This is a genomic window from Xanthobacter aminoxidans, from assembly GCF_023571765.1.
Classification (GTDB): Bacteria; Pseudomonadota; Alphaproteobacteria; order Rhizobiales; family Xanthobacteraceae; genus Xanthobacter; species Xanthobacter aminoxidans.
The window spans coordinates 254,116-274,258 of record NZ_JAMJXC010000001.1 but is presented as its reverse complement, the minus strand read 5'-3'; the positions used below and the strand labels follow the sequence as shown (position 1 = coordinate 274,258).

Below are 20,143 nucleotides of genomic sequence, written 5' to 3'. Positions count from 1 at the left end.
GACTGTAGCCGATCCAGAATGGCTTACCCCACGCACCGTGCGGCTGGCGCTGGCGCGAAATGAGGAGCGCAGTCCTCGCCGTCGTGACGGCGCTTGAGAGTCCGCGCTTCCGCGACTTGCTCCTCAGGTTTCGTCCCGAGCCGTCACCTGACCCAAGGGAAAACATGACGCGGCCGTAGGCGCCCGCGCCGGCGGCTTGACGCGCTCCGGCCGGTCGCGGCACATGACGGCGCCGGTGCCGCCATACGGGGAAACGATGCCCACCCTCGCTTTGCCCTTCCCCGCCATCGATCCCGTGCTGATCCAGGTCGGCCCTTTGGCCATCCGCTGGTATGCGCTCGCCTACATCGCCGGCCTCGTCATCGGCTGGCTGCTGGCGCGACGGCTGGTCTCCCGCCCGGCTCTGTGGGGCGGCACCTCCCCGATGACCCCGCAGGATCTCGACGATGCCCTGTTCTGGGCGACGCTGGGTGTGATCCTCGGCGGCCGGCTGGGCTATGTGCTGTTCTACAATCCGGCCTTCTTCGCCCAGAACCCGGCGGACATCTTCGCGGTGTGGAAGGGCGGGATGTCGTTCCACGGCGGGCTGGCGGGCACGCTCCTCGCCCTCGTGCTGTTCGCCCGCTCCCGCGGCATCCCGGTCTTCTCGATGCTGGACGTCGCCGCCGTCGTGGCGCCCATCGGGCTGTTCTTCGGCCGCCTCGCCAATTTCATCAATGGGGAGCTGTGGGGCCGGCCGGCGGATGTGCCGTGGGCCATCGTCTTCCCCCACGGCGGGCCGCTGCCGCGCCATCCGAGCCAGCTCTACGAGGCGGGGCTTGAGGGCATCGTCCTCTTTCTCATCATGTTGCTGGTGGTGCGCAGCGGTGAGCTGAAGCGCCCCGGCGTCGCCGCGGGCATCTTCGGCATGGGCTACGGCATCGGCCGCATCATCGGCGAGTTCTTCCGCGAGCCGGACGTGCAGCTCGGCTATCTCGCCTTCGGCACCACCATGGGCATGTGGCTTTCGGTACCGCTGGTGCTGGCCGGGCTCGGGCTTCTCCTTTATGCGCTGAAGCGCAACCCGGCGCCGTGACCACGCCGCTCGAAGAGGAAATCCGGCTGCTGATCGGCGCCGAGGGCCCCATGCCCGTCAGCCGCTACATGGCGCTCTGCCTCGGCCATCCCCGGCACGGCTATTACGTGACACGTGATCCCCTCGGCGCGCGGGGCGACTTCACCACCGCCCCCGAGATCAGCCAGATGTTCGGCGAGCTGATTGGCCTGTGGGCGGTGGCCGCCTGGCAGCAGATGGGCATGCCCGACCCGTTCCGGCTGGTGGAGCTCGGCCCCGGCCGCGGTACCCTCATGGCCGATGCCCTGCGCGCGGCGCGCCTCGTTCCGGCGTTCGGCGCAGCGGCGCGCATCCATCTGGTGGAGACGAGCCCGGTGCTGCGCAAGGCGCAGGCGCGTGCGCTCGCGGCGCACGAGGAACGGACGGGCGAGCGGGTCTCATGGCACGCCCGGATCGAGGATGTGCCAGCCGGGCCGGCTATCGTCCTCGCCAACGAGTTCTTCGATGCTCTGCCGGTGGATCAGTATGAATGGACCGACGCGGGCTGGCATGAGCGCAAGGTCGGCGTCGGCGCCCAGGGACAACTCACCTTCGGCCTCGACACCGCCCCCTCCCGCATGGCGCCGGCCCTCGCCGCCCACCTGCCGCCGCCCGCGCCGGGCGCCGTGCTGGAAGTGATGGAGAGCGGCCCCGCGCGTGCGCTTGCCGGGCGCATCGCGGCCGAGGGGGGGATCGCCCTCGCCATCGATTACGGCCATGCCGGCGGCCATGGCGACACATTGCAAGCGCTCAAGGCCCACCGTTTCGCCGATCCCCTTGCCGATCCCGGCGAGGCCGATCTCACCGCCCATGTGGATTTCGCCCGCCTTGCCCTGTTGGGGCGGGAGGCCGGCCTGAAAGCGTTCGGGCCGCTGGAGCAGGGCGATTTCCTTGCCCGCCTCGGCCTTGCCGCGCGTGCCGACCGGCTGATGCGCGATGCGGCGCCCAATGCAGCGGCCGCCGTTGCCGCCGCAGAGCGCCGCCTCGCCGGAACGGGGGATGGCGAGATGGGGCGGCTGTTCAAGGTGCTCACGCTCGCCCATCCTCACCTTGGCACGCCGCCCGCGTTCGACCCGTCCGAGGAGTTCACGAGATGAAGATCGAGGCGCCCCTGCTCAGCGCCCTGCCCGGCATCCGCCATGCCTTCTTCACCCGGCGAGGCGGCGTCTCGCAGGGCATCTATAACAGCCTCAACGGCGGCACCGGTTCCAATGACGATCCCGCTGCCGTGGCGGAGAACCGTTCCCGCATGGCCGAGGCGCTGGGCGTTGCGCCCACGCATCTCCTCGCCTGCTGGCAGGTCCATTCCGCCGACGCGGTCGTGGCCACCGAGCCGTGGACCCGCGAGACCGCGCCCAAGGCCGATGCGGTCGTCACCGCGACGCCGGGCATCGCCGCCGCCATCTCCATCGCCGACTGCGGGCCGATCCTGTTCGCCGATCCCGGCGCGCGGGTGGTGGCCGCCGCCCATTCCGGGTGGAAGGGGGCGGTGGGCGGCATCGTCGCCGCGACCGTCGCCCGCATGGAAGAACTGGGCGCGCGGCGGGCCGACATCCGCGCCGTCATCGGGCCGCTGATCCGCCAGCCGAGCTACGAGGTGGGCGAGGAGTTCGTCGGACGTTTCCTCGCCGAGGACAAGGGCTTCGCCCGCTTCTTCGCCCCCGCCGACCGGGCGCATCATTCCCTGTTCGACCTGCCCGGCTTCATCCGTCTCAGGCTGGAGCAGGCGGGCGTGGGGCAGGTGGAGGACCTCGGCCTCGACACCTATACGGACGAAGAGCGTTTCTTCTCCTATCGCCGGACCACCCACCGCAAGGAGCCGGACTACGGCCGGCTGATGGCCGCCATCACCCTCGCCTGACGTCACGGAAATGCCGATGAAATCCTCCGATGCCGTCCTGCTCATCGTCCCCGGCTGGCAGGGCTCCGGTCCCGACCACTGGCAGAGCAGATGGGAGCGCAGCCTCTCCGCCGCCCGGCGGGTGATGCAGCCCGACTGGGACAGGCCTGACCCGAACGAATGGCCGCGCCGCCTCGCCGAGGCGGTAACGGTGGCGGACAAGCCGGTGGTGGTGATCGCCCATTCCCTCGGGGTGCCCACTCTCATCCATGCTGTGCCGCTGCTGCCGGCGGGCAAGGTGAGGGCGGCCTTCCTCGTTGCCCCGCCTGACCTCGATCGGGCGGACATCGACCCCGCCATCGCCGGCTTTGCCCCGGTGCCCACGGCGCCCCTGCCCTTCCCCTCCGTTCTGGTTGCGAGCCGGACTGATCCCTATTGCGACTACCGCCGCGCCGAAGGCTTCGCGCTCGACTGGGGCGCGGCCATCGTCGATGCAGGCGACGCGGGGCATATCAATGCCGAGGCAGGCTACGGACCGTGGCCGGAGGGTTCGGTGCGCCTGCTCGGCCTTCTCCAGTCGCTGGGCTGAGGCAGGACAAGGCTTAAGGAGCCATCAACCACATCACGCGGCCGGCGCTGCCCTAACGGGATTTCCTGCAGCCGTTAACCGCACCTTAACCGTTTTTCTGGACCCGCCCGCCATTTCCCGCTACCCCTTCGGCGACAAGCTCAACGCCGGGAACCGTCATGCGGGTATCAGAGGCAGTGGTTCAGGACGCAGCAGCCGAACACGCGGGCCTTTCCCGCGCCGCACGCCGCTTCATCTCCCCACTTCGCCTTGCCGGGCTGGCCCTGTGCCTCGCCCTCGGCGCCTGCCAGACCGACGGCTCCGGCATGGCGAGTTCCGGCGGTGGCGGCGCGGTCGCCTTCGACAGCATCGACGGGCCGCCCCAGGCCACCTTCGAAAAGCTTGTGGGCCAGCTCAATTCCGAGGCGGAGACGCGGCGCGTGGCGGTTGCCTCCCGCTCCAGCGGTGCCGCCTACCGGGTCAAGGGCTACCTCGCCATGCACGTCCAGAAGGGCAGCGCCACGGTGGCCTATGCCTGGGACGTCTACGACCGCAACCAGAACCGCGTCGCCCGGCTTTCCGGCGAAGAGCCGGCCGGCCGGGTGAAGGGCAAGGTTTCGGACGGCTGGGCCGCCTGCGACGACAAGGTGCTCGCCCGCATCGCCGACAAGTCCATGGCGAGCCTCGCCGAAACGCTCGGCGTCGGCGGCACGGCGCCCGCACCGGCTGCCACTGCCACCGCCGCCGCACCCGCGGCGCAGGACGAGAAGCCCGCGGCGGCCGAGCCCACGATCCGGCCCGACCCGGCCGGAGTGCCCGTGGCGGCCCTCGAAACGCCCGGCACAGCCCTCGGCTACGCCGCGAACTGACCGGACGACACGACATTCCGGCAACAGCCGCGACGGACGATGGCGTGGTCCTCTCTTCTGCCGTGTCGTGGCTCTTTACAACATTGTGACGGGCCGCCTATCAGAGCCGGACAAGTCTCGTTTCCGACCCTTCGATCAGGCCCGGTGCCGGGCGGAGCGTCCCAATGTCAGCGGAGAACGGTCCCATGAAGCTCGTCGCGGGCAATTCCAACCGCGCGCTCGCTGAAGCCATTGCCGCTTATCTGGCGACGCCGCTCACCAAGGCGGTGGTGCGCCGCTTCGCCGACATGGAGATCTTCGTCGAGATCCAGGAGAACGTGCGCGGACAGGACGTGTTCGTGGTGCAATCCACCTCGTTCCCGACCAACGACCACCTGATGGAGCTGCTCATCATCATTGATGCGCTGCGCCGCGCCTCCGCCAAGCGCATCACGGCGGTGCTGCCCTATTTCGGCTATGCCCGCCAGGACCGCAAACCCGGCCCGCGCACGCCCATCTCCGCCAAGCTGGTCGCCAACCTCATCACCCACGCCGGTGCCGACCGCGTGATGACGCTGGACCTGCACGCCGGGCAGATCCAGGGCTTCTTCGACATCCCCACCGACAACCTCTATTCCGCGCCCGTGATGGTGCGGGACATCAAGGAGCGGTTCGACACCTCCAACGTCATGGTGGTGTCGCCGGACGTGGGCGGCGTGGTCCGCGCCCGCGCGCTCGCCAAGCGCATTGACGCCCAGCTCGCCATCGTCGACAAGCGCCGCGAGCGGCCGGGCGAGAGCGAGGTGATGAACGTCATCGGCAATGTGGAAGGCCGCTCCTGCATCCTCGTCGACGACATCGTCGATTCCGGTGGAACGCTGGTGAACGCGGCGGATGCGCTGCTCGCTCGCGGCGCCAAGGAAGTCACCGCCTACATCACCCATGGCGTGCTTTCGGGCGGCGCGGTGGCGCGCGTCACCGCGTCCAAGCTCAAGGAACTGGTGATCACCGATTCCATCCTGCCCACCGAGGCCGTGCGGGTGGCGCGGAACATCCGCGTCGTCTCCATCGCCACCCTCATCGGCGAGGCCATCGCCCGCACCGCGCATGAGGAATCGGTCTCCAGCCTGTTCGACTGAAGCTTCGATTCAGTCCCGAGGAGAGGCGCCCGACCCGTTCGCCTCTCCTTCCACCTCGCCCTTGCGCTGCAGCCACAGCATGACGAGCCAGCAGGTGGAAGCCCAGGCGGCGCCGAGCGCCCAGCCGCCGACCACGTCGGTGGGCCAATGCACGCCGAGATAGATGCGGCTGATCCCGACGATGACGGTGATGACCACCGCCCCGCCCAGAAGGAACAGCTTCACCCGCGTGCGCTTCTGCGTGCGGGCGAGCAGGGCCGCGAGGGTCAGGTAGACCACTGCCGCGAGCATGGCATGTCCCGACGGGAAGCTCTGGGAATAGACCGACATGCCATGGGGCACGAGGTCCGGCCGGGGCCGGTCGAAGCCCCACTTCAGGCCTTGCGACAGGATGGTGCCGCCTGCCACCGACACCGCTACGAGCAGTGCCGCATGGCGCTTGCGGGTGAGGATGAGGAAGAAGATCACCGCCAGCGTCAGCAGGGTGAGCACGCTGGTACCGCCCAATGCGGTCAGGTCACGCATCATCTCCTCCACCCAGGGCGGACCGAGGGGGTCGGACGGATCAGCGGGATTGCGCAGTGCGAGGAGAATGCCGCGGTCGAGGCTGCCGGGCGCGCCTTCCGTCACCTCGTCGGCCACGACGAGGAAGAGATAGAAGGCGAAGGCAATGAAGCCGACCACGGCCAGAGTCGCCCGCTCCATGGTGCTCACCGAGGCGAGCAGCGGGCCAATGACGGGCAGGGCTTCAAGACGCCGAAGGCCGCGCTTCAGCAGGGAGGGAGGGGGCATATCGCTCACCCGGCAAGGTTTGGCCGGAGCCGGGGCGGGCGTCAACTCCCCCAAAGGAAAGGGCGACGCCGATGCCGGCGCCGCCCCTTCCGCATGAAAAATGCGAGCTCGCTCAGGCGGCCTGCTGCTTCGGGCGCACCTCTGCGGAATAGGAATCCATCAGCTGATGCGTGATTCCCGAGGGGGTGAAGGTCCAATCCGCGATCGAACCGACCGGGGTCACCTCCGCCGCCGTGCCGGTGATGAAGCACTCCGAGAAATCGGCCAGCTCCTCCGGCTTGATGTGACGCTCGACCACCTCGATGCCGTGGCGGCGGGCGATATCGATCACGGTGCGGCGGGTGAGACCGTCCAGGAAGCAGTCCGGGGTGGGGGTGTGGATCACCCCGTCCTTGACGAAGAACACGTTGGCGCCGGTGCACTCGGCCACGTAGCCGCGATAGTCCAGCATCAGCGCATCGGCGAAGCCGCGGCGCTCGGCCCGGTGCTTGGAGATGGTGCAGATCATGTAGAGGCCGGCGGCCTTGGCCCGGCAGGGGATGGTCGCCGGATCGGGACGGCGCCACTCGGACAGATCGAGGCGCAGGCCCTTGAGGCGCTGCTCGGGATCGAAATAGCTCGGCCACTCCCACACGCCGATGGCGAGGTGGATGGTGTTCTTCTGGGCGGCGACACCCATCATCTCGCTGCCGCGCCAGGCGACCGGGCGGATATAGGCGTCGACGAGGCCGTTCTTCTCGAGCGTCGCCTTCTTGGCGGCGTCGATCTCGCCAATGGTGTAGGGGATGGTGAAGTCGAGCATCTCGGCCGACAGGCGCAGCCGCTCGGAATGCTCGGCGCTCTTGAAGATCTCGCCGCCATAGGCGCGCTCACCCTCGAACACCGTGCTGCCGTAGTGCAGGCCATGCGAGAGCACGTGCAGCTTGGCATCGGCCCACGGCACGAAGACGCCGTCGTACCAGATCCAGCCGTCGCGTTGGTCGAAGGGGACACCCTGAGCGCTCATCTTCTCAACTCCTGTTCAGACCGCGTCGTGCGCGCGGCTTCCCCCCTGCGTCACCGCAGCTTTCCAGCGGTCCCGCATGGGGATATCTTTACGCCTGCTTGGAAAGCCGGCAAAGCCGCGAAACGATCGAACCGGCCGGGCGATGCCCGCGACCGATCATTTCGTGGAACACGCTCTTTGGGTAACGATCAAAACGAAAAAAGTCAACATGGCTGACATAAATTCCGCGCTCGCTTTGACGGACGCCCCCAAGACCGCTGCTGATGCCCCCCCTCCTGCTGCGGCTGAGGCCGCGCCGCTGGTGGATTTCGTCGAGCTGCTGTTCTTCGCCTATCGCGATTTCGTGGCCGATCCGGATGAGATCCTGGCGCCCATCGGCTTCGGGCGCGCGCACCATCGCGTGGTCCATTTCGTCAACCGGCACCCGGGGATGCGCGTCACCGACCTGCTCGACATCCTGCGCATCACCAAGCAGAGCCTGGGCCGGGTGCTGCGGGAACTGGTGGATGAAGGCTTTGTCGAGAGCCGGGCCGGCGCCTCGGACCGGCGCCAGCGCCTGCTGTTTCCGACCGCGAAGGGCGAGACCCTGGCGCGCCAGTTCGTGGCGCTGCAGAGCCGGCGCATCGAGACCGCGCTGGAGGCCAGCGGGGTGGAGAGCCGGGACACGGTGCGGCGCTTTCTTCTCGCCATGATCGACCCGGAGGATCGCGTGCCCGTGGAGCGACTGATCGAGCGGGCAGACCGCGCGGCCCGGGCGCGGCGCGGGTGAGCGCACCCCGCACCGATCCAGCCACTGCCGCGCGTCCACCAGAAAACGAGACCCAGATGACCCTTCGCGCTTTCCGGGAGGCCCCGCGCCATGGCTGAGGCCGCGCCCGCATCCGTCGCCCTCGCCGACGACGCCCCCCATCTGCTCGTGGTGGATGACGACAACCGCATCCGCACGCTCCTGTCGCGCTTCCTCACCGAAAACGGCTATCGCGTCAGCACCGCGGCCTCCGCCGCCGAGGCGCGGGCACGGCTGGAGGGACTGGCCTTCGACCTCCTGGTCCTCGACGTGATGATGCCCGGCGAGAGCGGGCTCGACCTCGCCCGCGACATCAGGCGCGGCTCGGCCGTTCCCATCCTCATGCTCACCGCCCGTTCGGAAACTGCCGATCGCATCACCGGCCTCGAAGCCGGCGTGGACGACTATCTCGCCAAGCCGTTCGAGCCGCGCGAACTGCTGCTGCGCATCGGCTCCATCCTCAAGCGCGCGCTTCCGCCGCCGCAGAAGGCCATCGAGAGTGTGCGCTTCGGCGAGTTCGCCTTCCATCTGGAGCGTGGCGAACTGACCCGCAACGGCGAGATCGTGCGCATCACCGAGCGCGAGCGCGACATGCTTCGGGCGCTGGCCGAGGCACCCGGCGATACCGTGCAGCGCCTCGCGCTGGCGGGCGGCGGGGCGGCGAGCGAGCGTGCCGTGGACGTGCAGGTGAACCGCCTGCGCCGGAAGCTCGAGCGTGATCCCGCCAATCCTGTCTATCTCCAGACCGTGCGCGGCATCGGCTATCGGCTGGTGGTGACGCCTTGAGCGTGGCGGAAAGCCCTTCGGGTGTCCGGCACTGGGCGAGGCTGTTGCTCGTCTGGCTGAGGGACGCCACCAACGGCTTCGCCGCCTGGTTCAACCGGGTGACGCCGAAGGGGCTCTATCCGCGCTCTCTGCTCATCATCGTCACGCCGATGGTGATCCTGCAATCGGTACTGGCCTTCGTCTTCATGGAGCGCCACTACAATGTGGTGACGCGCCGCCTCTCCGCCGCCGTCAGCCAGGACATCTCCGCCGTCGTCTCGCTCTACGATCTCCTGCCGAAGACCAACGACCACATCGCCCTGCGCACCTTCGCCTCGCGCAATCTCTCGCTCAACGTGGCGGTGCTGCCGCCCACCGATCTGCCGCCGCCAGGGCCGAAGCCCTTCTTCTCGGTGCTGGACGCCGCCCTCTCCCGCGAGATCGGTCTCAGGCTGAAGCAGCCCTTCTGGCTCGACACCGTGGGCCGCTCCATGCTCATCGAAGTGCGGGTGAAGATGGATGACGCGGTGCTGCGCATCTTCGCCCCGCGCAACGCCGCCTATGCCTCCAACTCGCACATCTTCCTCTTGTGGATGGTGGGCACCTCGCTGGTGCTGCTGGCCGTCGCCATCCTGTTCCTGCGCAACCAGATCCGCCCCATCGAGAACCTCGCCGATGCTGCCGAGGCCTTCGGCAAGGGCCGCGACGTGGAGAATTTCCGCCCGCGCGGCGCCCGCGAGGTGCGGCGGGCCGCCATCGCGTTCCTGGAGATGAAGCGGCGCATCGAACGGCAGATCGAGCAGCGCACCACCATGCTCGCCGGCGTCTCCCACGACATGCGCACCATCCTCACCCGCTTCAAGCTGGAGCTCGCCTTCCTGCCGGAGGGCGAAAGCGAGGCGCTGAAGAAGGACGTGGACGAGCTTCAGGGCATGCTGGAAGCCTACCTCGCCTTCGCCCGTGGCGACCCCGGCGAGCAGGCGGCCCTCACCGACATGGGCGAACTGATCGAGGACCTGCGCCTCAATGCCGAGCGCGACGGCGCCACCGCCACCGCGAGCTTCATGGGCCCGCCGCTGGTGGAGGTGAAGGCCGACCAGCTCAAGCGCTGCATCGGCAACCTCGTGAACAATGCGGTGCGCCATGCCCGCCGCATCGCGATCTCAGGCACGCGGGATGCGCGCTACCTGATCGTGACCGTGGATGACGACGGCCCCGGCATTCCCGAGGAGAAGCGCGAGGAGGTGTTCCGCCCCTTCCTGCGCCTCGACGATGCGCGCAACCAGGATGCCGGCGGCTCCGGCCTCGGCCTCTCCATCGCTCGTGACATTGCCCGCGCCCACGGCGGAGACATCCAGCTCTCCGACAGCCCCATGGGCGGCCTCAGGGCGACGGTCCGCATCCCGGTCTAGCTCATTCTTTATGCATGCCCGAAGCTTGGGCTTGCCCCTCTTCGCCGGCTGATGGTCCACTGGAGGGATGGACAAGCTGCCCCCGCCCCCGCCCTTCCAGCCCTCGGATTTCGCCCAGACCCATCCGGGCCTCGCCCTGCTGCGCCTCGCCGCGCTTCTCGCCGAGGGGAGCGAAGCGGACGAGGAGACGCTCGACATGATGTTCGAGCAGATGGAGGTCGGAGCGCTCGACGGTCTCGCTCCCGGCGACATCTGGGCGGAATTTTCCCGAGGGCTGATGGGCGCGCGGCCGGGCGCCATGGTGAAGGCGCTGCGCGAATGCGGGGTGCTGGAACAGCTCTTCCCTGAAATTTCCGCAGTCTTCGGCATCCCGCAGATCACCGACACCGCGGACGAGATCGACCTCGGGGAACTCCTCGTCGCCGCGCTCAACGAGGCGGGGCAAAGGGCGGCGCCTCTGGAGGTGCGGGTCGCCCTGCTGTTGATGCACGCCGGGAAATCGGATTCTCCGCGCGAGCATCTGCCTGTCCACTATCGCCACATCGAGCGCGCCATCCCGCGCATCGCGACCGCGTGCGATCGCTATGACGTGCCCGAGCGCTGTCGCGACCTCGCGCTCCTGTCCCTCCACGAATGCGAGCGGGTGCAACGCGCCTCGCCGGTGCGCGCCGGGCCGCTGGCCGCCATGCTGGAGCGCACCGGCGCCTTTCGCGATCCCGAGCTGTTCGAGGCCCTGCTGCTGGTCGCCACCTGCGATTATTTCGGCCATGGCGACCGCATGGGCGAGACCCACCCCAAGGTGGAGCTGCTGCGCGCCGCCCGCGACGCCTGCACCGGCCTGGACGAAAGCGGGCGCGACGCCGACGACATCGCGCTCGCCCGCGCGCAAGCCATTGCCATCGCGTTCAAATCCGAGCGGTGGGAAGAGGAATGAGGATCAGAACAGGCGGCCGCCGTCCGGCACCTTGAGGCTCGGCGAGATCAGCACCACCGCGCCGTTCTCGTCGGGAAAGCCGAGGGTCAGCACCTGGGACATGAACGGGCCGATCTGGCGGGGCGGGAAATTCACCACCGCCGCCACCTGCCGGCCCACCAGATCCTCCGGCGTGTAATGCACTGTAATCTGGGCGGAAGACCGCTTCACACCGATCTCCGGACCGAAATCGATGGTCAGCTTGAAGGCGGGTTTCCGCGCCTGGGGAAAGGGTTCGGCGGCCACGATGGTGCCGACGCGGATATCCACCTTCAGGAAGTCGTCGAAGGTGATGACGGGGGCGGAAGGGCTTTCGTCGGACATGGCGGCCTGCTGCTGCGATACCTCCTTATAGGCCATGGGCGACGGCCTCCGCGAGCCCCGAAAACGCGGCATCAGCTTGACAGTAGAGGGGGCGCAAAATAGGAACCAAATGTTAACTATACCCGGGCGGGGGATCGGACAAGTGACTTTCAGGACACGCCTTTTTGCCGGCTTCATCGCACTCGCGACCCTCGGCCCCGCCCTGCCCGCAACGGCGCAGGAGCAGGCCTATGACCGGGTTGGCCGATGGTCCATCTCCGTCGTCTACGACGGTAACCGGTTCGGCTATTGTGCCGCCGACGTGGATAATGGAAAGGTCCAGTTCCGCATCGGGACGGACGGAAAGTCTTGGCAGATCGGCGTGCCTTACTATGGCAACGTCTCCGGGCCGATGGATGTCTATTACGGCTTCGGCGGCGCGGCGGAGATGGGCACCTTCCATGCGGAGGGGGACGGCTGGGCCTCCATGATGATCAACGACGACCAGCTCAACGCCTTCAGAACATTGCCGGAATTCTCAGTGAACCTGGACCGGGGCGAGCAGACCTTCAAGCTCGCCGGGGCCGCCCAGGCCATCGACAAGGCCCGTGAGTGCGCGCGCAACAAGGGCCAGAAGGCCGCCCCGCCGCCGCCGCCCCCGCAGCAGAACGTGACCAACGGCAAGAACTGCCCGCCCTTCGGCACCGTCCGTTCGCAGAACAGCAAGGCGCCGGTCAAGGTTATGTTCGTGAATCTCTCGAAGGTTCCGCTGAACATCATGTGGATCGACTTCAACGGCGAGTGGAAGAAATACCACACGCTGGCGCCCAATTCCAACGTCACCCAGCCCACCTACGGCACCCACCCCTGGATCGCCGTGGACTCCCGCGGCACCTGCCACGGCGGCGTCATGTACGGCAACCCCGCCTCCCGCACGGAGGGGGATAACATGTTCCAGATCTGGGACTGAGGGACCGCCCGACGCAACCGCCCCGGCATGGCCTGACCGGCCTGTGCCGGGGGTGTTTCACCGGGTTGCCGGTGGGGGTATCGGTGGGGTTCGGGTGGCGGTTCAGCTGAGAGTCAGCGGAATCGACGCCGGAACCTCTCCTTAGGCGCAATAATACCTCTTGAGTTTTGAACCTCCCCTTCCGGGGCCGGGACACGACAGAGCGCCGTTTGGCGCCTTTCCGGCGGACCTCCGCCCCTCCCTCCGCCGTCATGCCCGGCCTCGTGCCGGGCATCCACGTCGGGCCGACCGCGCACCATTCGAGCATCGTCCCCAGCCCAACCACGTGGATGGCCGGGACAAGCCCGGCCATGACGGAGGCTGGCGCGGACAGCACGCCCCATCTTGCTGCGTGCATTTTCCGCCACTACAATCGATATCGAGATCGGGCAAATTTATGATTCGAGAAACGCGATACGTCGGAAAGACTTCTAGCCCTAAGCGTGCGAAATTTAATCGCCTAACGCATACATATGGATACGCCAAATGCCAACGACTCTGTACAATTATTGCGAGAACGCAATAAAAATTCTCAAATCTCAATTCGAGATATGCAGAGCGGTAACACACAACACATCCGCCGGATCAGTTCGCGAACAATTGATACGAGACTTCCTCGCAAATCACCTGCCAACTATTTCGAGAATTGTATCTGGTCAGATTTTTGATTCAAGGGATTCGCGATCTACACAACAGGATGTCATTATAATTCTAAATACAGTTCCACGATTACCTTTTGCTAGCGGGATAGATCTCGTTTATGTAGAAGGAGTTATCGGAACAATCGAAATCAAAACAAATTTAAGCGCCGTAAACTTGAAACAAGCCGGCTCAGGAATCTCAAGCGTTAGGGCCTTGCAATCTGCTGTGATGGCCACGGCCATGATGTCAGTCACTCACAACTGGCCTTCATCTCGGATATTGAATGGCATTGTCACTTACGAGGGAAGCTCGTTCAGCTCCCTAATCCAAACAGCCCTCACGATGCCAGAAAATGAAAAGCCAGACTATATACTTGATTTATCAAAGGGTATTTTAATTAGAAATAATAATTTACTATTACCAAACAATCAAAATTACAGCGAATACATTGAAATTTCAGACAGCGCAAAAGGTTTTATGTATTTTATGACATTTTTGACAGAAATAACTGGAACGCTCAGTGCAAGAGGGACAAATTGGAGAGCATATATTTAAATTAAAACAAGCAATAAAGACGGTTTTCATCCCTCAAACCGCTCCACAAACTCCGCCACCCGCCGGTCCACCCGCACATCCCGCCCGGTAATCGCCCGCACCAGCGAGAGGCCTTCCAGCGTCCGCGCGCGGGAGAGCGCCACATAGGCCTGCCCGGGCGCAAAGGCGCCGTCGGCGAAGTCGATGCGGACGTCGGTGAGGGTGAGGCCTTGGGCCTTGTGCATGGTGAGGGCCCAGGCGGGGGCGAGGGGGAGCTGGGTGTAGGTGCCCACCACCTGCGCTTCCAGCCGGCCGCCGGGCTCGTCCCAGCCGTAGCGGATGCGTTCCCAGGTGAAGGCCTCGATCTCCACGCTGGGGCCTGAATCGAGCTTCACCAGCGCCGAATGGGGGCCGAGGCCCGTCACCGTGCCCACGGAGCCGTTCACCCAGCGCCGGGCGGGATCGTTGCGCAGGGCCATGACGCGGGCGCCGCGCTTCAGCACCAGCTTTTCCGCCACCGGCAGGCGGTCGCCCTCCAGCCCGAACTCGCCCTTGAGCAGCCCGCCGAATTCGCGCCCCTCGTCCGGCAAGGCGGCGAGGCCGCGGGCGTTGTAGGCGTCGGCGCGGGCGTTGGTGGGGGTGAGGAGAACGGGCTGCGCGCCGTCGCGATGGGGGCGCACGCAGGCGTCGTTCAACGCCTCCGCCGCCTCGCGGGCGCCACGGCCCCGGCGCAGAGCGTCGAGCATGGCGATGAAGGCGCGGTCGGTCTGGCGGTGGACGAAAGTGAAGGGCACGCCCGTCACTTCGCGGCCATCGAGCGCCTTGGCGTGGAAGGCGAACGGCCCCTCGTAGCCCATGCGGCCCAGCATCTCCTGCTCGGCATAGGGCACCACGGGGGGCAGCTGGAGGAAATCGCCCACCAGCACCATCTGCACGCCGCCGAAGGGCTCGGAAGTGTCGCGGGCGATGCGGAGCGAGATGTCCACGGCGTCCAGCAGGTCCGCCCGCACCATGGAGATCTCGTCGATCACCACCCGGTCGAGCTTCTTCAGAAGGCGCCGCACCTGGGCGCGGGGCTTCACCTCGTCCGGGTTCTGGAGGCGGGGCGGAATGCCGAAGAAGGAATGGATGGTCTGCCCGCCCGCCTGCAGCGCGGCGACGCCGGTGGGCGCGAGCACCACCTGCCGGCCGCGCGGGGCCTTGCGCAACTCGTGCAGGAAGGTGGTCTTGCCCGTGCCCGCGCCGCCCAGCACCATGATGAGCGGGGCCTTCGCCTCGATGGCGGCGAGCGCCCGCCCGGCGGCATCCGCGCCGGGGACGGGAAGGCCGGCGTCCGCCTGGGGGACGGGCAGATCGCTCACGGGGTGGGGTCGCTCACGAGATGAGACCGTTCAAGAGATGAGGCCTGCCTCGCGGGCGAGGTCGATGAGGGGGCGCTGGGGCCGCGCGCCCATCTGGCCGATGATCTCCCCCGCCGCCAGCGCGCCGAGGCGCAGGCTGGTGGCCGGGTCAAGGCCGCTGGTGTAGCCGGTGAGGAAGCCGGCGGCGAAGAGATCGCCCGCGCCGGTGGTGTCCAGCACGCGCTCCACCGGATGGGCCGGCACGCTCACCACCGCCTCGCGGGTGACGAAGGAGGCGCCCTTCTCCGAGCGCGTCACCACGGCTTCCTTCGCATCCTTGCGCAGGGCCACCACGGCGGCGTCGAAATCGGCGGTCTCGTAGAGCGACTTCAGCTCGCCCTCGTTGCAGAATACGAGGTCCACCGTGCCGGAGACGATGAGGTTCTTGAACTCCGCGCGGTAGCGGTCCACGCAGAAGGTGTCGGAGAGGGAGAGCGCCACCTTGCGGCCAGCGCCATGGGCGATCTTCGCGGCGGCGAGGAAGGCCTCCTTCGCGGCCGGCGGGTCCCACAGATAGCCTTCGAGATAGGTGACGGCCGCGCTTTCCACCATGGCGGCGTCGATGTCGGCGACCACGAGGTTCTGCGCGGCGCCGAGATAGGTGTTCATGGTGCGCTCGCCGTCCGGCGTCACCAGGATGAGGCAGCGCGCGGTGGCCGGGCCGTCGGCAGCAGCGGGGGTGCCAAAGGCGACGCCGGCGGCGCGGATGTCGTGGCCGAACACGGTGCCGAGCCCGTCGGCCTTCACCTTGCCGATGAAGCCGGCCTTGCCGCCCAGCGAGGCGACGCCCGCCGCGGTGTTGGCGGCCGAGCCGCCAGAGGCCTCGGTGCCCGGCCCCATGGCGGCGTAGACGGCTTCCGCCCGCGCCTCGTCGATGAGGGCCATGCCGCCCTTGGCCATGCCGTTCTGCGCGAGGAAGTCCTCCTCGGCGCGGGAGAGGACATCGACGATGGCGTTGCCGATGGCGAGGACGTCGAGGGCAGAGGCGGTCACGGGAAGGTCTCCGGAAGATTCGGCGAGGGGTAGCATCCGCCCTGATGCGGTGCAATCGCCGGGCCAGCAGCCGTTGCCTACCCCTTAACCTTTTCGCAAGGAATGCCGCCCGCCTCGCCCGGGCCCGCGCCTTCGCACTTGCAACCGGGGCGGCGTTCTGAACAATTCCATCCGTCTGCTTACAAACGGGGCCTGCCCGAAGCACAGGCGGAGCGCACGTTGCGGAGCGTCACGAGACGTGATGCCGCGCGGGACCTTCCGGGTGCTAAAGGCAGCTTCGGCGGCGCACCAGCGGGGGCACGGTGCGTCGGGATTCTACGGCGACGAGAGGGACCATGTCGCGCAGGTATTTCGGAACGGACGGCGTGCGCGGGCGCGCCAATGCCTCGCTCACGGCGGATCTGGCGCTGAGGGTCGGCATGGCGGCGGGGCTGGTGTTCCAGCGCGGCGAATATCGCCACCGGGTGGTCATCGGCAAGGACACGCGGCTGTCCGGCTACATGATCGAGAACGCGCTGGTGGCCGGCTTCACCTCGGTGGGCATGGACGTGCTGCTGCTCGGCCCCATGCCGACGCCGGCGGTGGGCATGCTCACCCGCTCCATGCGCGCCGACCTCGGGGTGATGATCTCCGCCTCGCACAATCCGTTCGACGACAACGGCATCAAGCTGTTCGGCCCGGACGGCTTCAAGCTCTCCGACGAGGTGGAGCGCGAGATCGAGGAGCTGATCGACGAGGACCTCGCCAAGCGCCTCGCCAAGCCCGCCGAGATCGGCCGCGCCCGGCGGCTGGAGGGCGTGCACGCCCGCTATATCGAATATGCCAAGCGCACCCTGCCGCGGAACCAGTCGTTCGAGGGCATCCGCGTGGTGGTGGACTGCGCCCACGGCGCCGGCTACCGCGTGGCGCCGGAGGCCCTGTGGGAGCTGGGCGCCGAGGTGATCGCCATCGGCGTCGAGCCGGACGGCATGAACATCAACCGGGACGTGGGCTCCACCTCCCCGGCCGCGCTCTCCGCCAAGGTGCGGGAAGTGCGCGCCGACATCGGCATCGCCCTCGACGGTGACGCCGACCGGGTGATGATCGTGGACGAGAAGGGCCACACGGTGGACGGCGACCAGCTCATGGCCGTCATCGCCGAGAGCTTCAAGGAAGACGGCCGCCTCGCCCGCGACGGGCTGGTGGCCACCGTCATGTCCAACCTCGGGCTGGAGCGGCACCTCGCCGGCGAGGGCATCGCGCTGGCCCGCACCGGGGTGGGCGACCGCTACGTGCTCGAGCGCATGCGCGCCGACGGCTACAATGTGGGCGGCGAGCAGTCCGGCCACATCATCCTGTCCGATTATTCCACCACCGGCGACGGCCTTGTCGCGGCGCTTCAGGTGCTGGCGGTGGTGGCGCGGCAGGAGAAGCCCGTCTCCGAGGTCTGCCATCGCTTCGATCCGCTGCCGCAGATCCTCAAGAACGTGCGCTACAGCGACGGCGCGCCCTTGGAAAACGAGAAGGTGAAGATCGCCATCGCCGATGCCGAGCGCCGCCTCTCCAACCACGGCCGCCTCATCATCCGCCCCTCGGGCACCGAGCCGGTCATCCGCGTGATGGGCGAGGGCGACGACCGCGATCTCGTCGAGACCGTGGTGGACGAGGTGATCGACGCCCTCCAGCGCGCCGCCGCCTGAGCGGGGCGACGACCGGAACGGTGGCGGCGCCGCCGTTCCAAATTCCTTTGCCGCGCCAGAGCTTAACGCTTCATCAGGGTTAATCCGGCCTTAAGCCTCCCCGTGGCACACATCCGTCCAGAGCATTTCTCGGGCGGGTCGTCATGATGTGTGTGTTTGGTCGGGCCGGGCGTCTTCTTCTGGCCTCTCTCGCGATCGCGGCGCTGGCAGGAACCGCGTTTGCCGGCGCGGCGCACGCCGCCGACAAGGCGGATGCGGAGATGGAGGCCATGATGGCCTCTCTCGGCAAGCCGGGCGACTTCTCCCTCGCCGCCCCGGCGGTGAGCGAGGATGCGGCGGCCGGCTGGTATTTCCGCGCCGACGTGGGCTACGTCCCCGCGAGCAGCGCCAGCCTCTCCTATCTCGGCCTGCCCACCGGGCTCGATGTCTCCGGCGCCGGCTGGTCGCTGGGGGGCGGCATCGGCTATCGCTTCCTCCCCTTCCTGCGCGCCGAGGTGAGCCTCGACTATCTCTCCCTGGGATCGGCCAGCCTCTCGCCGTTCGGACCGGGCGTCGGCGCTAGCGCCACGGTGGGGCTCGCCAGCGTCTACTGGGACATCATCACGCTGGCCGGATTCACGCCGTATCTGAGCGCCGGCGCGGGCTTCGCCATCAACACGCTGAACGCCCCGGCGGGGCTTCAGCCGGCGGGCAATTCCTGGGACTTCGCCTGGTCGGCCGGGGCCGGCGTGTCCTTCGCGGTGTCGAGCAGCTTCAGCCTCGATCTCGGCTACCGCTATCTCGACCTCGGCAGCCCCGCCTATGCCGGCGGCCTCGCCCTGGGCAATTCCACCGCCCAGCAGGTGCGCTTCGGCCTGCGCTACGCGCTGTAGGGGCGAGACGTCTCAGCGAGAGCTTCGTCGTTTGCGGGCAAGCCCATCAGACCGTTCGCGGACCGAACAGGCGCGCCCACAATGAGGGCTTCCGCAGGATCGGAGCGGAGAGGGCGCAGAAGGCATTGAACAGATCAAAGATGTCGATCGGCACTTCTTCCAGGGAAACGCGTTTCTCGATTGCGTAGAAGGCGCCCAGATTGAAGGACGTTCCCGGACGCCTAACGACCGGAGCTTCACCCATTTCATCGGCCACAAAGGCCCATTCAAGGTTCAGCTCCATGGCGAGCGCGTCGCCGAACAGCACGCCGAGCCCCTGCAGCAAGTCCTGCCGTTCGAGTGTCGCCTCACCGCTGTCCAGAATGTGCTGGATCAGCCCAAGCTTGCCGTCAACCGTCTCGAACCGGTGCTTGTTCGCATCGGCAAAGAAGGTCGAGAACTCCTCCCGCCAATAGTTGAACATTTTCAGCTCGTCTTCATTGAGCTCTCGAAAGTAAGGTTTCGCCATCCCCGCTCCGCGGCGATCCTTGAACGCGCGCCCGCTTGCCAGGCATCGACCACCGAGTTGTAACAGGTCCGGCCCAGGTTGCACGGACTTGCTCCACGCTTTTCCCTTGCCGCGCCGGGCGGCGGCTCCTATGTGCAAGGCGTGCTCGACCGCCCCACCTATCCCGGCACATCGCATCGGGAGCCCGTCTTCAACGTGCCCGGCGCGGTGGCGGTGATGGCGCTTGGGCTGGTGGCGATCCATGCCATCCGCGTGCTGCTGCTGTCGCAGGATGCGGACATCGAGGTTCTCACCTATTTCGCCTTCATCCCGGCCCGCTACACCCTGCCGGACACCATGTTCTACCTGCCGGGCGGCATGGGCCCGAAGCTGTGGACCGTGGTGAGCTACGCGCTGCTCCACGCCAACTGGATGCACCTCATCGTCAATCTCGTGTGGCTGCTCGCCTTCGGCACGCCGGTGGCGCGGCGGTTCGGCTCCACGCGCTTCTGGCTGTTCTGCGCGGTCACGGCGGCGGCGGGCGCGGGGGCGCACTATCTCGCCAATAGCGACGCCATCGCGCCGCTCATCGGCGCCTCGGCGGCCATTTCCGGCACCATGGCGGCGGCGGTGCGCTTCACCTTCGCGCCCGGCGGCGCGCTGTCCAGCTACCGCACCATCTTCGCCGATCACCAGCCGGCCGGCTCGCTGAGGGAAAATTTCAGCGACAAGAGGGTGCTGATCTTCGTGGGCGCGTGGTTCGCCTTCAACCTCCTGTTCGCGTTCGGGGTTTCCCTGCCCGGGACGGAGGATGCGGAGGTGGCGTGGCAGGCCCATATCGGCGGCTTCGTCGCCGGCCTGCTGCTGTTCCCCCTGTTCGATCCGGTGCCGCGCCGGCGGGTGGCCTGAGCGGGATTCATACTGCCAAGGTCGTGGTGCGCGGACTGCGCTGCGCGCTTGCGTCGCACTGCGATGCGAGGGATCATCCCTGTCCGGATCGT

General features: G+C 67.4%; 21 protein-coding genes. 15 read left to right on the top strand and 6 right to left on the bottom strand.

The window, feature by feature from the left end; genetic code table 11:
• Positions 1 to 256: 256 nt before the first annotated feature.
• The 6 genes from lgt (at position 257) to EJ105_RS01155 (ending at position 5,488) form a co-directional block, all read left to right on the top strand.
• Positions 257 to 1,075, top strand: a complete 819-nt coding sequence (gene lgt, locus EJ105_RS01180; protein ID WP_250165004.1) for a prolipoprotein diacylglyceryl transferase — start codon at positions 257 to 259, stop codon at positions 1,073 to 1,075.
• Entirely contained in the window at positions 1,072 to 2,190 is a 1,119-nt protein-coding gene (locus tag EJ105_RS01175) for a class I SAM-dependent methyltransferase (RefSeq protein WP_250165003.1), read from the top strand. The genes lgt and EJ105_RS01175 overlap by 4 nt, the downstream gene beginning before the upstream one ends.
• On the top strand, positions 2,187 to 2,954 hold the full coding sequence (pgeF, locus tag EJ105_RS01170) for a peptidoglycan editing factor PgeF (protein WP_250165002.1): 768 nt from the start codon (positions 2,187 to 2,189) through the stop codon (positions 2,952 to 2,954). The genes EJ105_RS01175 and pgeF overlap by 4 nt, the downstream gene beginning before the upstream one ends.
• A gap of 16 nt (positions 2,955 to 2,970) precedes the next feature.
• Positions 2,971 to 3,522: an RBBP9/YdeN family alpha/beta hydrolase gene (locus tag EJ105_RS01165; RefSeq protein WP_250165001.1), complete on the top strand. Its 552-nt coding sequence runs from the start codon at positions 2,971 to 2,973 to the stop codon at positions 3,520 to 3,522.
• A 158-nt stretch (positions 3,523 to 3,680) separates the two neighbouring features.
• Complete coding sequence (locus tag EJ105_RS01160; protein ID WP_250165000.1) at positions 3,681 to 4,370, top strand: hypothetical protein; 690 nt, start codon at positions 3,681 to 3,683, stop codon at positions 4,368 to 4,370.
• A 164-nt stretch (positions 4,371 to 4,534) separates the two neighbouring features.
• Positions 4,535 to 5,488, top strand: a complete 954-nt coding sequence (locus EJ105_RS01155; protein ID WP_024277085.1) for a ribose-phosphate pyrophosphokinase — start codon at positions 4,535 to 4,537, stop codon at positions 5,486 to 5,488.
• 9 nt (positions 5,489 to 5,497) lie between these two features.
• Here EJ105_RS01155 and EJ105_RS01150 read toward each other — a convergent pair whose 3' ends face one another.
• Positions 5,498 to 6,280 carry a phosphatase PAP2 family protein gene (locus EJ105_RS01150; protein ID WP_250164999.1) on the bottom strand — a complete coding sequence of 261 codons (783 nt, stop codon included), beginning with the start codon at positions 6,278 to 6,280 and terminating at the stop codon, positions 5,498 to 5,500.
• A 112-nt stretch (positions 6,281 to 6,392) separates the two neighbouring features.
• Positions 6,393 to 7,286, bottom strand: a complete 894-nt coding sequence (locus EJ105_RS01145) for a branched-chain amino acid aminotransferase (protein ID WP_024277083.1) — start codon at positions 7,284 to 7,286, stop codon at positions 6,393 to 6,395.
• Between the two features lie 208 nt (positions 7,287 to 7,494).
• Between EJ105_RS01145 and EJ105_RS01140 the strand changes: the two genes are divergently transcribed.
• From EJ105_RS01140 to EJ105_RS01125, 4 genes are all read left to right on the top strand, one after another.
• The gene (locus EJ105_RS01140) at positions 7,495 to 8,055 is read left to right on the top strand and encodes a MarR family winged helix-turn-helix transcriptional regulator (RefSeq protein ID WP_250164998.1); all 561 of its coding nucleotides are present in this window, start codon (positions 7,495 to 7,497) and stop codon (positions 8,053 to 8,055) included.
• 90 nt (positions 8,056 to 8,145) lie between these two features.
• Positions 8,146 to 8,859 carry a response regulator gene (locus tag EJ105_RS01135; protein ID WP_029556708.1) on the top strand — a complete coding sequence of 238 codons (714 nt, stop codon included), beginning with the start codon at positions 8,146 to 8,148 and terminating at the stop codon, positions 8,857 to 8,859.
• A 44-nt stretch (positions 8,860 to 8,903) separates the two neighbouring features.
• Positions 8,904 to 10,250: an ATP-binding protein gene (locus EJ105_RS01130; RefSeq protein ID WP_250164997.1), complete on the top strand. Its 1,347-nt coding sequence runs from the start codon at positions 8,904 to 8,906 to the stop codon at positions 10,248 to 10,250.
• Between the two features lie 67 nt (positions 10,251 to 10,317).
• Positions 10,318 to 11,184, top strand: coding sequence for a tRNA nucleotidyltransferase/poly(A) polymerase-related protein (locus EJ105_RS01125; protein WP_250164996.1), 867 nt, complete (start codon positions 10,318 to 10,320; stop codon positions 11,182 to 11,184).
• A 3-nt stretch (positions 11,185 to 11,187) separates the two neighbouring features.
• Here the strand turns inward: EJ105_RS01125 and EJ105_RS01120 are convergent, their stop codons facing one another.
• Positions 11,188 to 11,583, bottom strand: a complete 396-nt coding sequence (locus EJ105_RS01120; protein WP_394041927.1) for a tRNA-binding protein — start codon at positions 11,581 to 11,583, stop codon at positions 11,188 to 11,190.
• Between the two features lie 106 nt (positions 11,584 to 11,689).
• Between EJ105_RS01120 and EJ105_RS27955 the strand changes: the two genes are divergently transcribed.
• Together EJ105_RS27955 and EJ105_RS01110 are read left to right on the top strand one after the other, a co-directional pair.
• Positions 11,690 to 12,496 carry a VHL beta domain-containing protein gene (locus EJ105_RS27955; protein ID WP_250164995.1) on the top strand — a complete coding sequence of 269 codons (807 nt, stop codon included), beginning with the start codon at positions 11,690 to 11,692 and terminating at the stop codon, positions 12,494 to 12,496.
• Positions 12,497 to 13,021: 525 nt separating this feature from the next.
• A complete protein-coding gene (locus EJ105_RS01110; protein WP_250164994.1) occupies positions 13,022 to 13,732 on the top strand; it encodes a DUF6602 domain-containing protein in 711 nt (236 codons plus the stop codon).
• Positions 13,733 to 13,758: 26 nt separating this feature from the next.
• Here EJ105_RS01110 and EJ105_RS01105 read toward each other — a convergent pair whose 3' ends face one another.
• Together EJ105_RS01105 and EJ105_RS01100 are read right to left on the bottom strand one after the other, a co-directional pair.
• The gene (locus tag EJ105_RS01105) at positions 13,759 to 15,072 is read right to left on the bottom strand and encodes an ATP-dependent DNA helicase (RefSeq protein WP_250164993.1); all 1,314 of its coding nucleotides are present in this window, start codon (positions 15,070 to 15,072) and stop codon (positions 13,759 to 13,761) included.
• 30 nt (positions 15,073 to 15,102) lie between these two features.
• Complete coding sequence (locus tag EJ105_RS01100) at positions 15,103 to 16,104, bottom strand: adenosine kinase (RefSeq protein ID WP_250164992.1); 1,002 nt, start codon at positions 16,102 to 16,104, stop codon at positions 15,103 to 15,105.
• Between the two features lie 335 nt (positions 16,105 to 16,439).
• Between EJ105_RS01100 and glmM the strand changes: the two genes are divergently transcribed.
• Positions 16,440 to 17,783, top strand: coding sequence for a phosphoglucosamine mutase (gene glmM / locus EJ105_RS01095; protein WP_250164991.1), 1,344 nt, complete (start codon positions 16,440 to 16,442; stop codon positions 17,781 to 17,783).
• A 143-nt stretch (positions 17,784 to 17,926) separates the two neighbouring features.
• Positions 17,927 to 18,655 (top strand): outer membrane protein, encoded by a 729-nt coding sequence (locus EJ105_RS01090; protein ID WP_250164990.1) that lies wholly within the window; start codon positions 17,927 to 17,929, stop codon positions 18,653 to 18,655.
• A gap of 46 nt (positions 18,656 to 18,701) precedes the next feature.
• Here EJ105_RS01090 and EJ105_RS01085 read toward each other — a convergent pair whose 3' ends face one another.
• Positions 18,702 to 19,163, bottom strand: coding sequence for a DUF3806 domain-containing protein (locus tag EJ105_RS01085; protein ID WP_197022964.1), 462 nt, complete (start codon positions 19,161 to 19,163; stop codon positions 18,702 to 18,704).
• 141 nt (positions 19,164 to 19,304) lie between these two features.
• Here EJ105_RS01085 and EJ105_RS01080 point away from each other — a divergent pair, with 141 nt between their 5' ends.
• Positions 19,305 to 20,051: a rhomboid family intramembrane serine protease gene (locus tag EJ105_RS01080; protein WP_250164989.1), complete on the top strand. Its 747-nt coding sequence runs from the start codon at positions 19,305 to 19,307 to the stop codon at positions 20,049 to 20,051.
• The last annotated feature ends 92 nt before the right edge of the window (positions 20,052 to 20,143 follow it).

Bases quoted from the DNA above. Each gene is read 5' to 3' on its own strand.
- EJ105_RS01085 (WP_197022964.1), bottom strand. From the start codon at position 19,163: ATGGCGAAACCTTACTTTCGAGAGCTCAATGAAGACGAGCTGAAAATG.
- EJ105_RS01155 (WP_024277085.1), top strand. From the start codon at position 4,535: ATGTCAGCGGAGAACGGTCCCATGAAGCTCGTCGCGGGCAATTCCAAC.
- EJ105_RS01110 (WP_250164994.1), top strand. From the start codon at position 13,022: ATGCCAACGACTCTGTACAATTATTGCGAGAACGCAATAAAAATTCTC.
- EJ105_RS01165 (WP_250165001.1), top strand. From the start codon at position 2,971: ATGAAATCCTCCGATGCCGTCCTGCTCATCGTCCCCGGCTGGCAGGGC.
- EJ105_RS01150 (WP_250164999.1), bottom strand. From the start codon at position 6,280: ATGCCCCCTCCCTCCCTGCTGAAGCGCGGCCTTCGGCGTCTTGAAGCC.
- EJ105_RS01135 (WP_029556708.1), top strand. From the start codon at position 8,146: ATGGCTGAGGCCGCGCCCGCATCCGTCGCCCTCGCCGACGACGCCCCC.
- EJ105_RS01160 (WP_250165000.1), top strand. From the start codon at position 3,681: ATGCGGGTATCAGAGGCAGTGGTTCAGGACGCAGCAGCCGAACACGCG.
- glmM (WP_250164991.1), top strand. From the start codon at position 16,440: ATGTCGCGCAGGTATTTCGGAACGGACGGCGTGCGCGGGCGCGCCAAT.
- lgt (WP_250165004.1), top strand. From the start codon at position 257: ATGCCCACCCTCGCTTTGCCCTTCCCCGCCATCGATCCCGTGCTGATC.
- EJ105_RS01120 (WP_394041927.1), bottom strand. From the start codon at position 11,583: ATGGCCTATAAGGAGGTATCGCAGCAGCAGGCCGCCATGTCCGACGAA.
- pgeF (WP_250165002.1), top strand. From the start codon at position 2,187: ATGAAGATCGAGGCGCCCCTGCTCAGCGCCCTGCCCGGCATCCGCCAT.
- EJ105_RS01145 (WP_024277083.1), bottom strand. From the start codon at position 7,286: ATGAGCGCTCAGGGTGTCCCCTTCGACCAACGCGACGGCTGGATCTGG.
- EJ105_RS01125 (WP_250164996.1), top strand. From the start codon at position 10,318: ATGGACAAGCTGCCCCCGCCCCCGCCCTTCCAGCCCTCGGATTTCGCC.
- EJ105_RS01090 (WP_250164990.1), top strand. From the start codon at position 17,927: ATGATGTGTGTGTTTGGTCGGGCCGGGCGTCTTCTTCTGGCCTCTCTC.
- EJ105_RS01140 (WP_250164998.1), top strand. From the start codon at position 7,495: ATGGCTGACATAAATTCCGCGCTCGCTTTGACGGACGCCCCCAAGACC.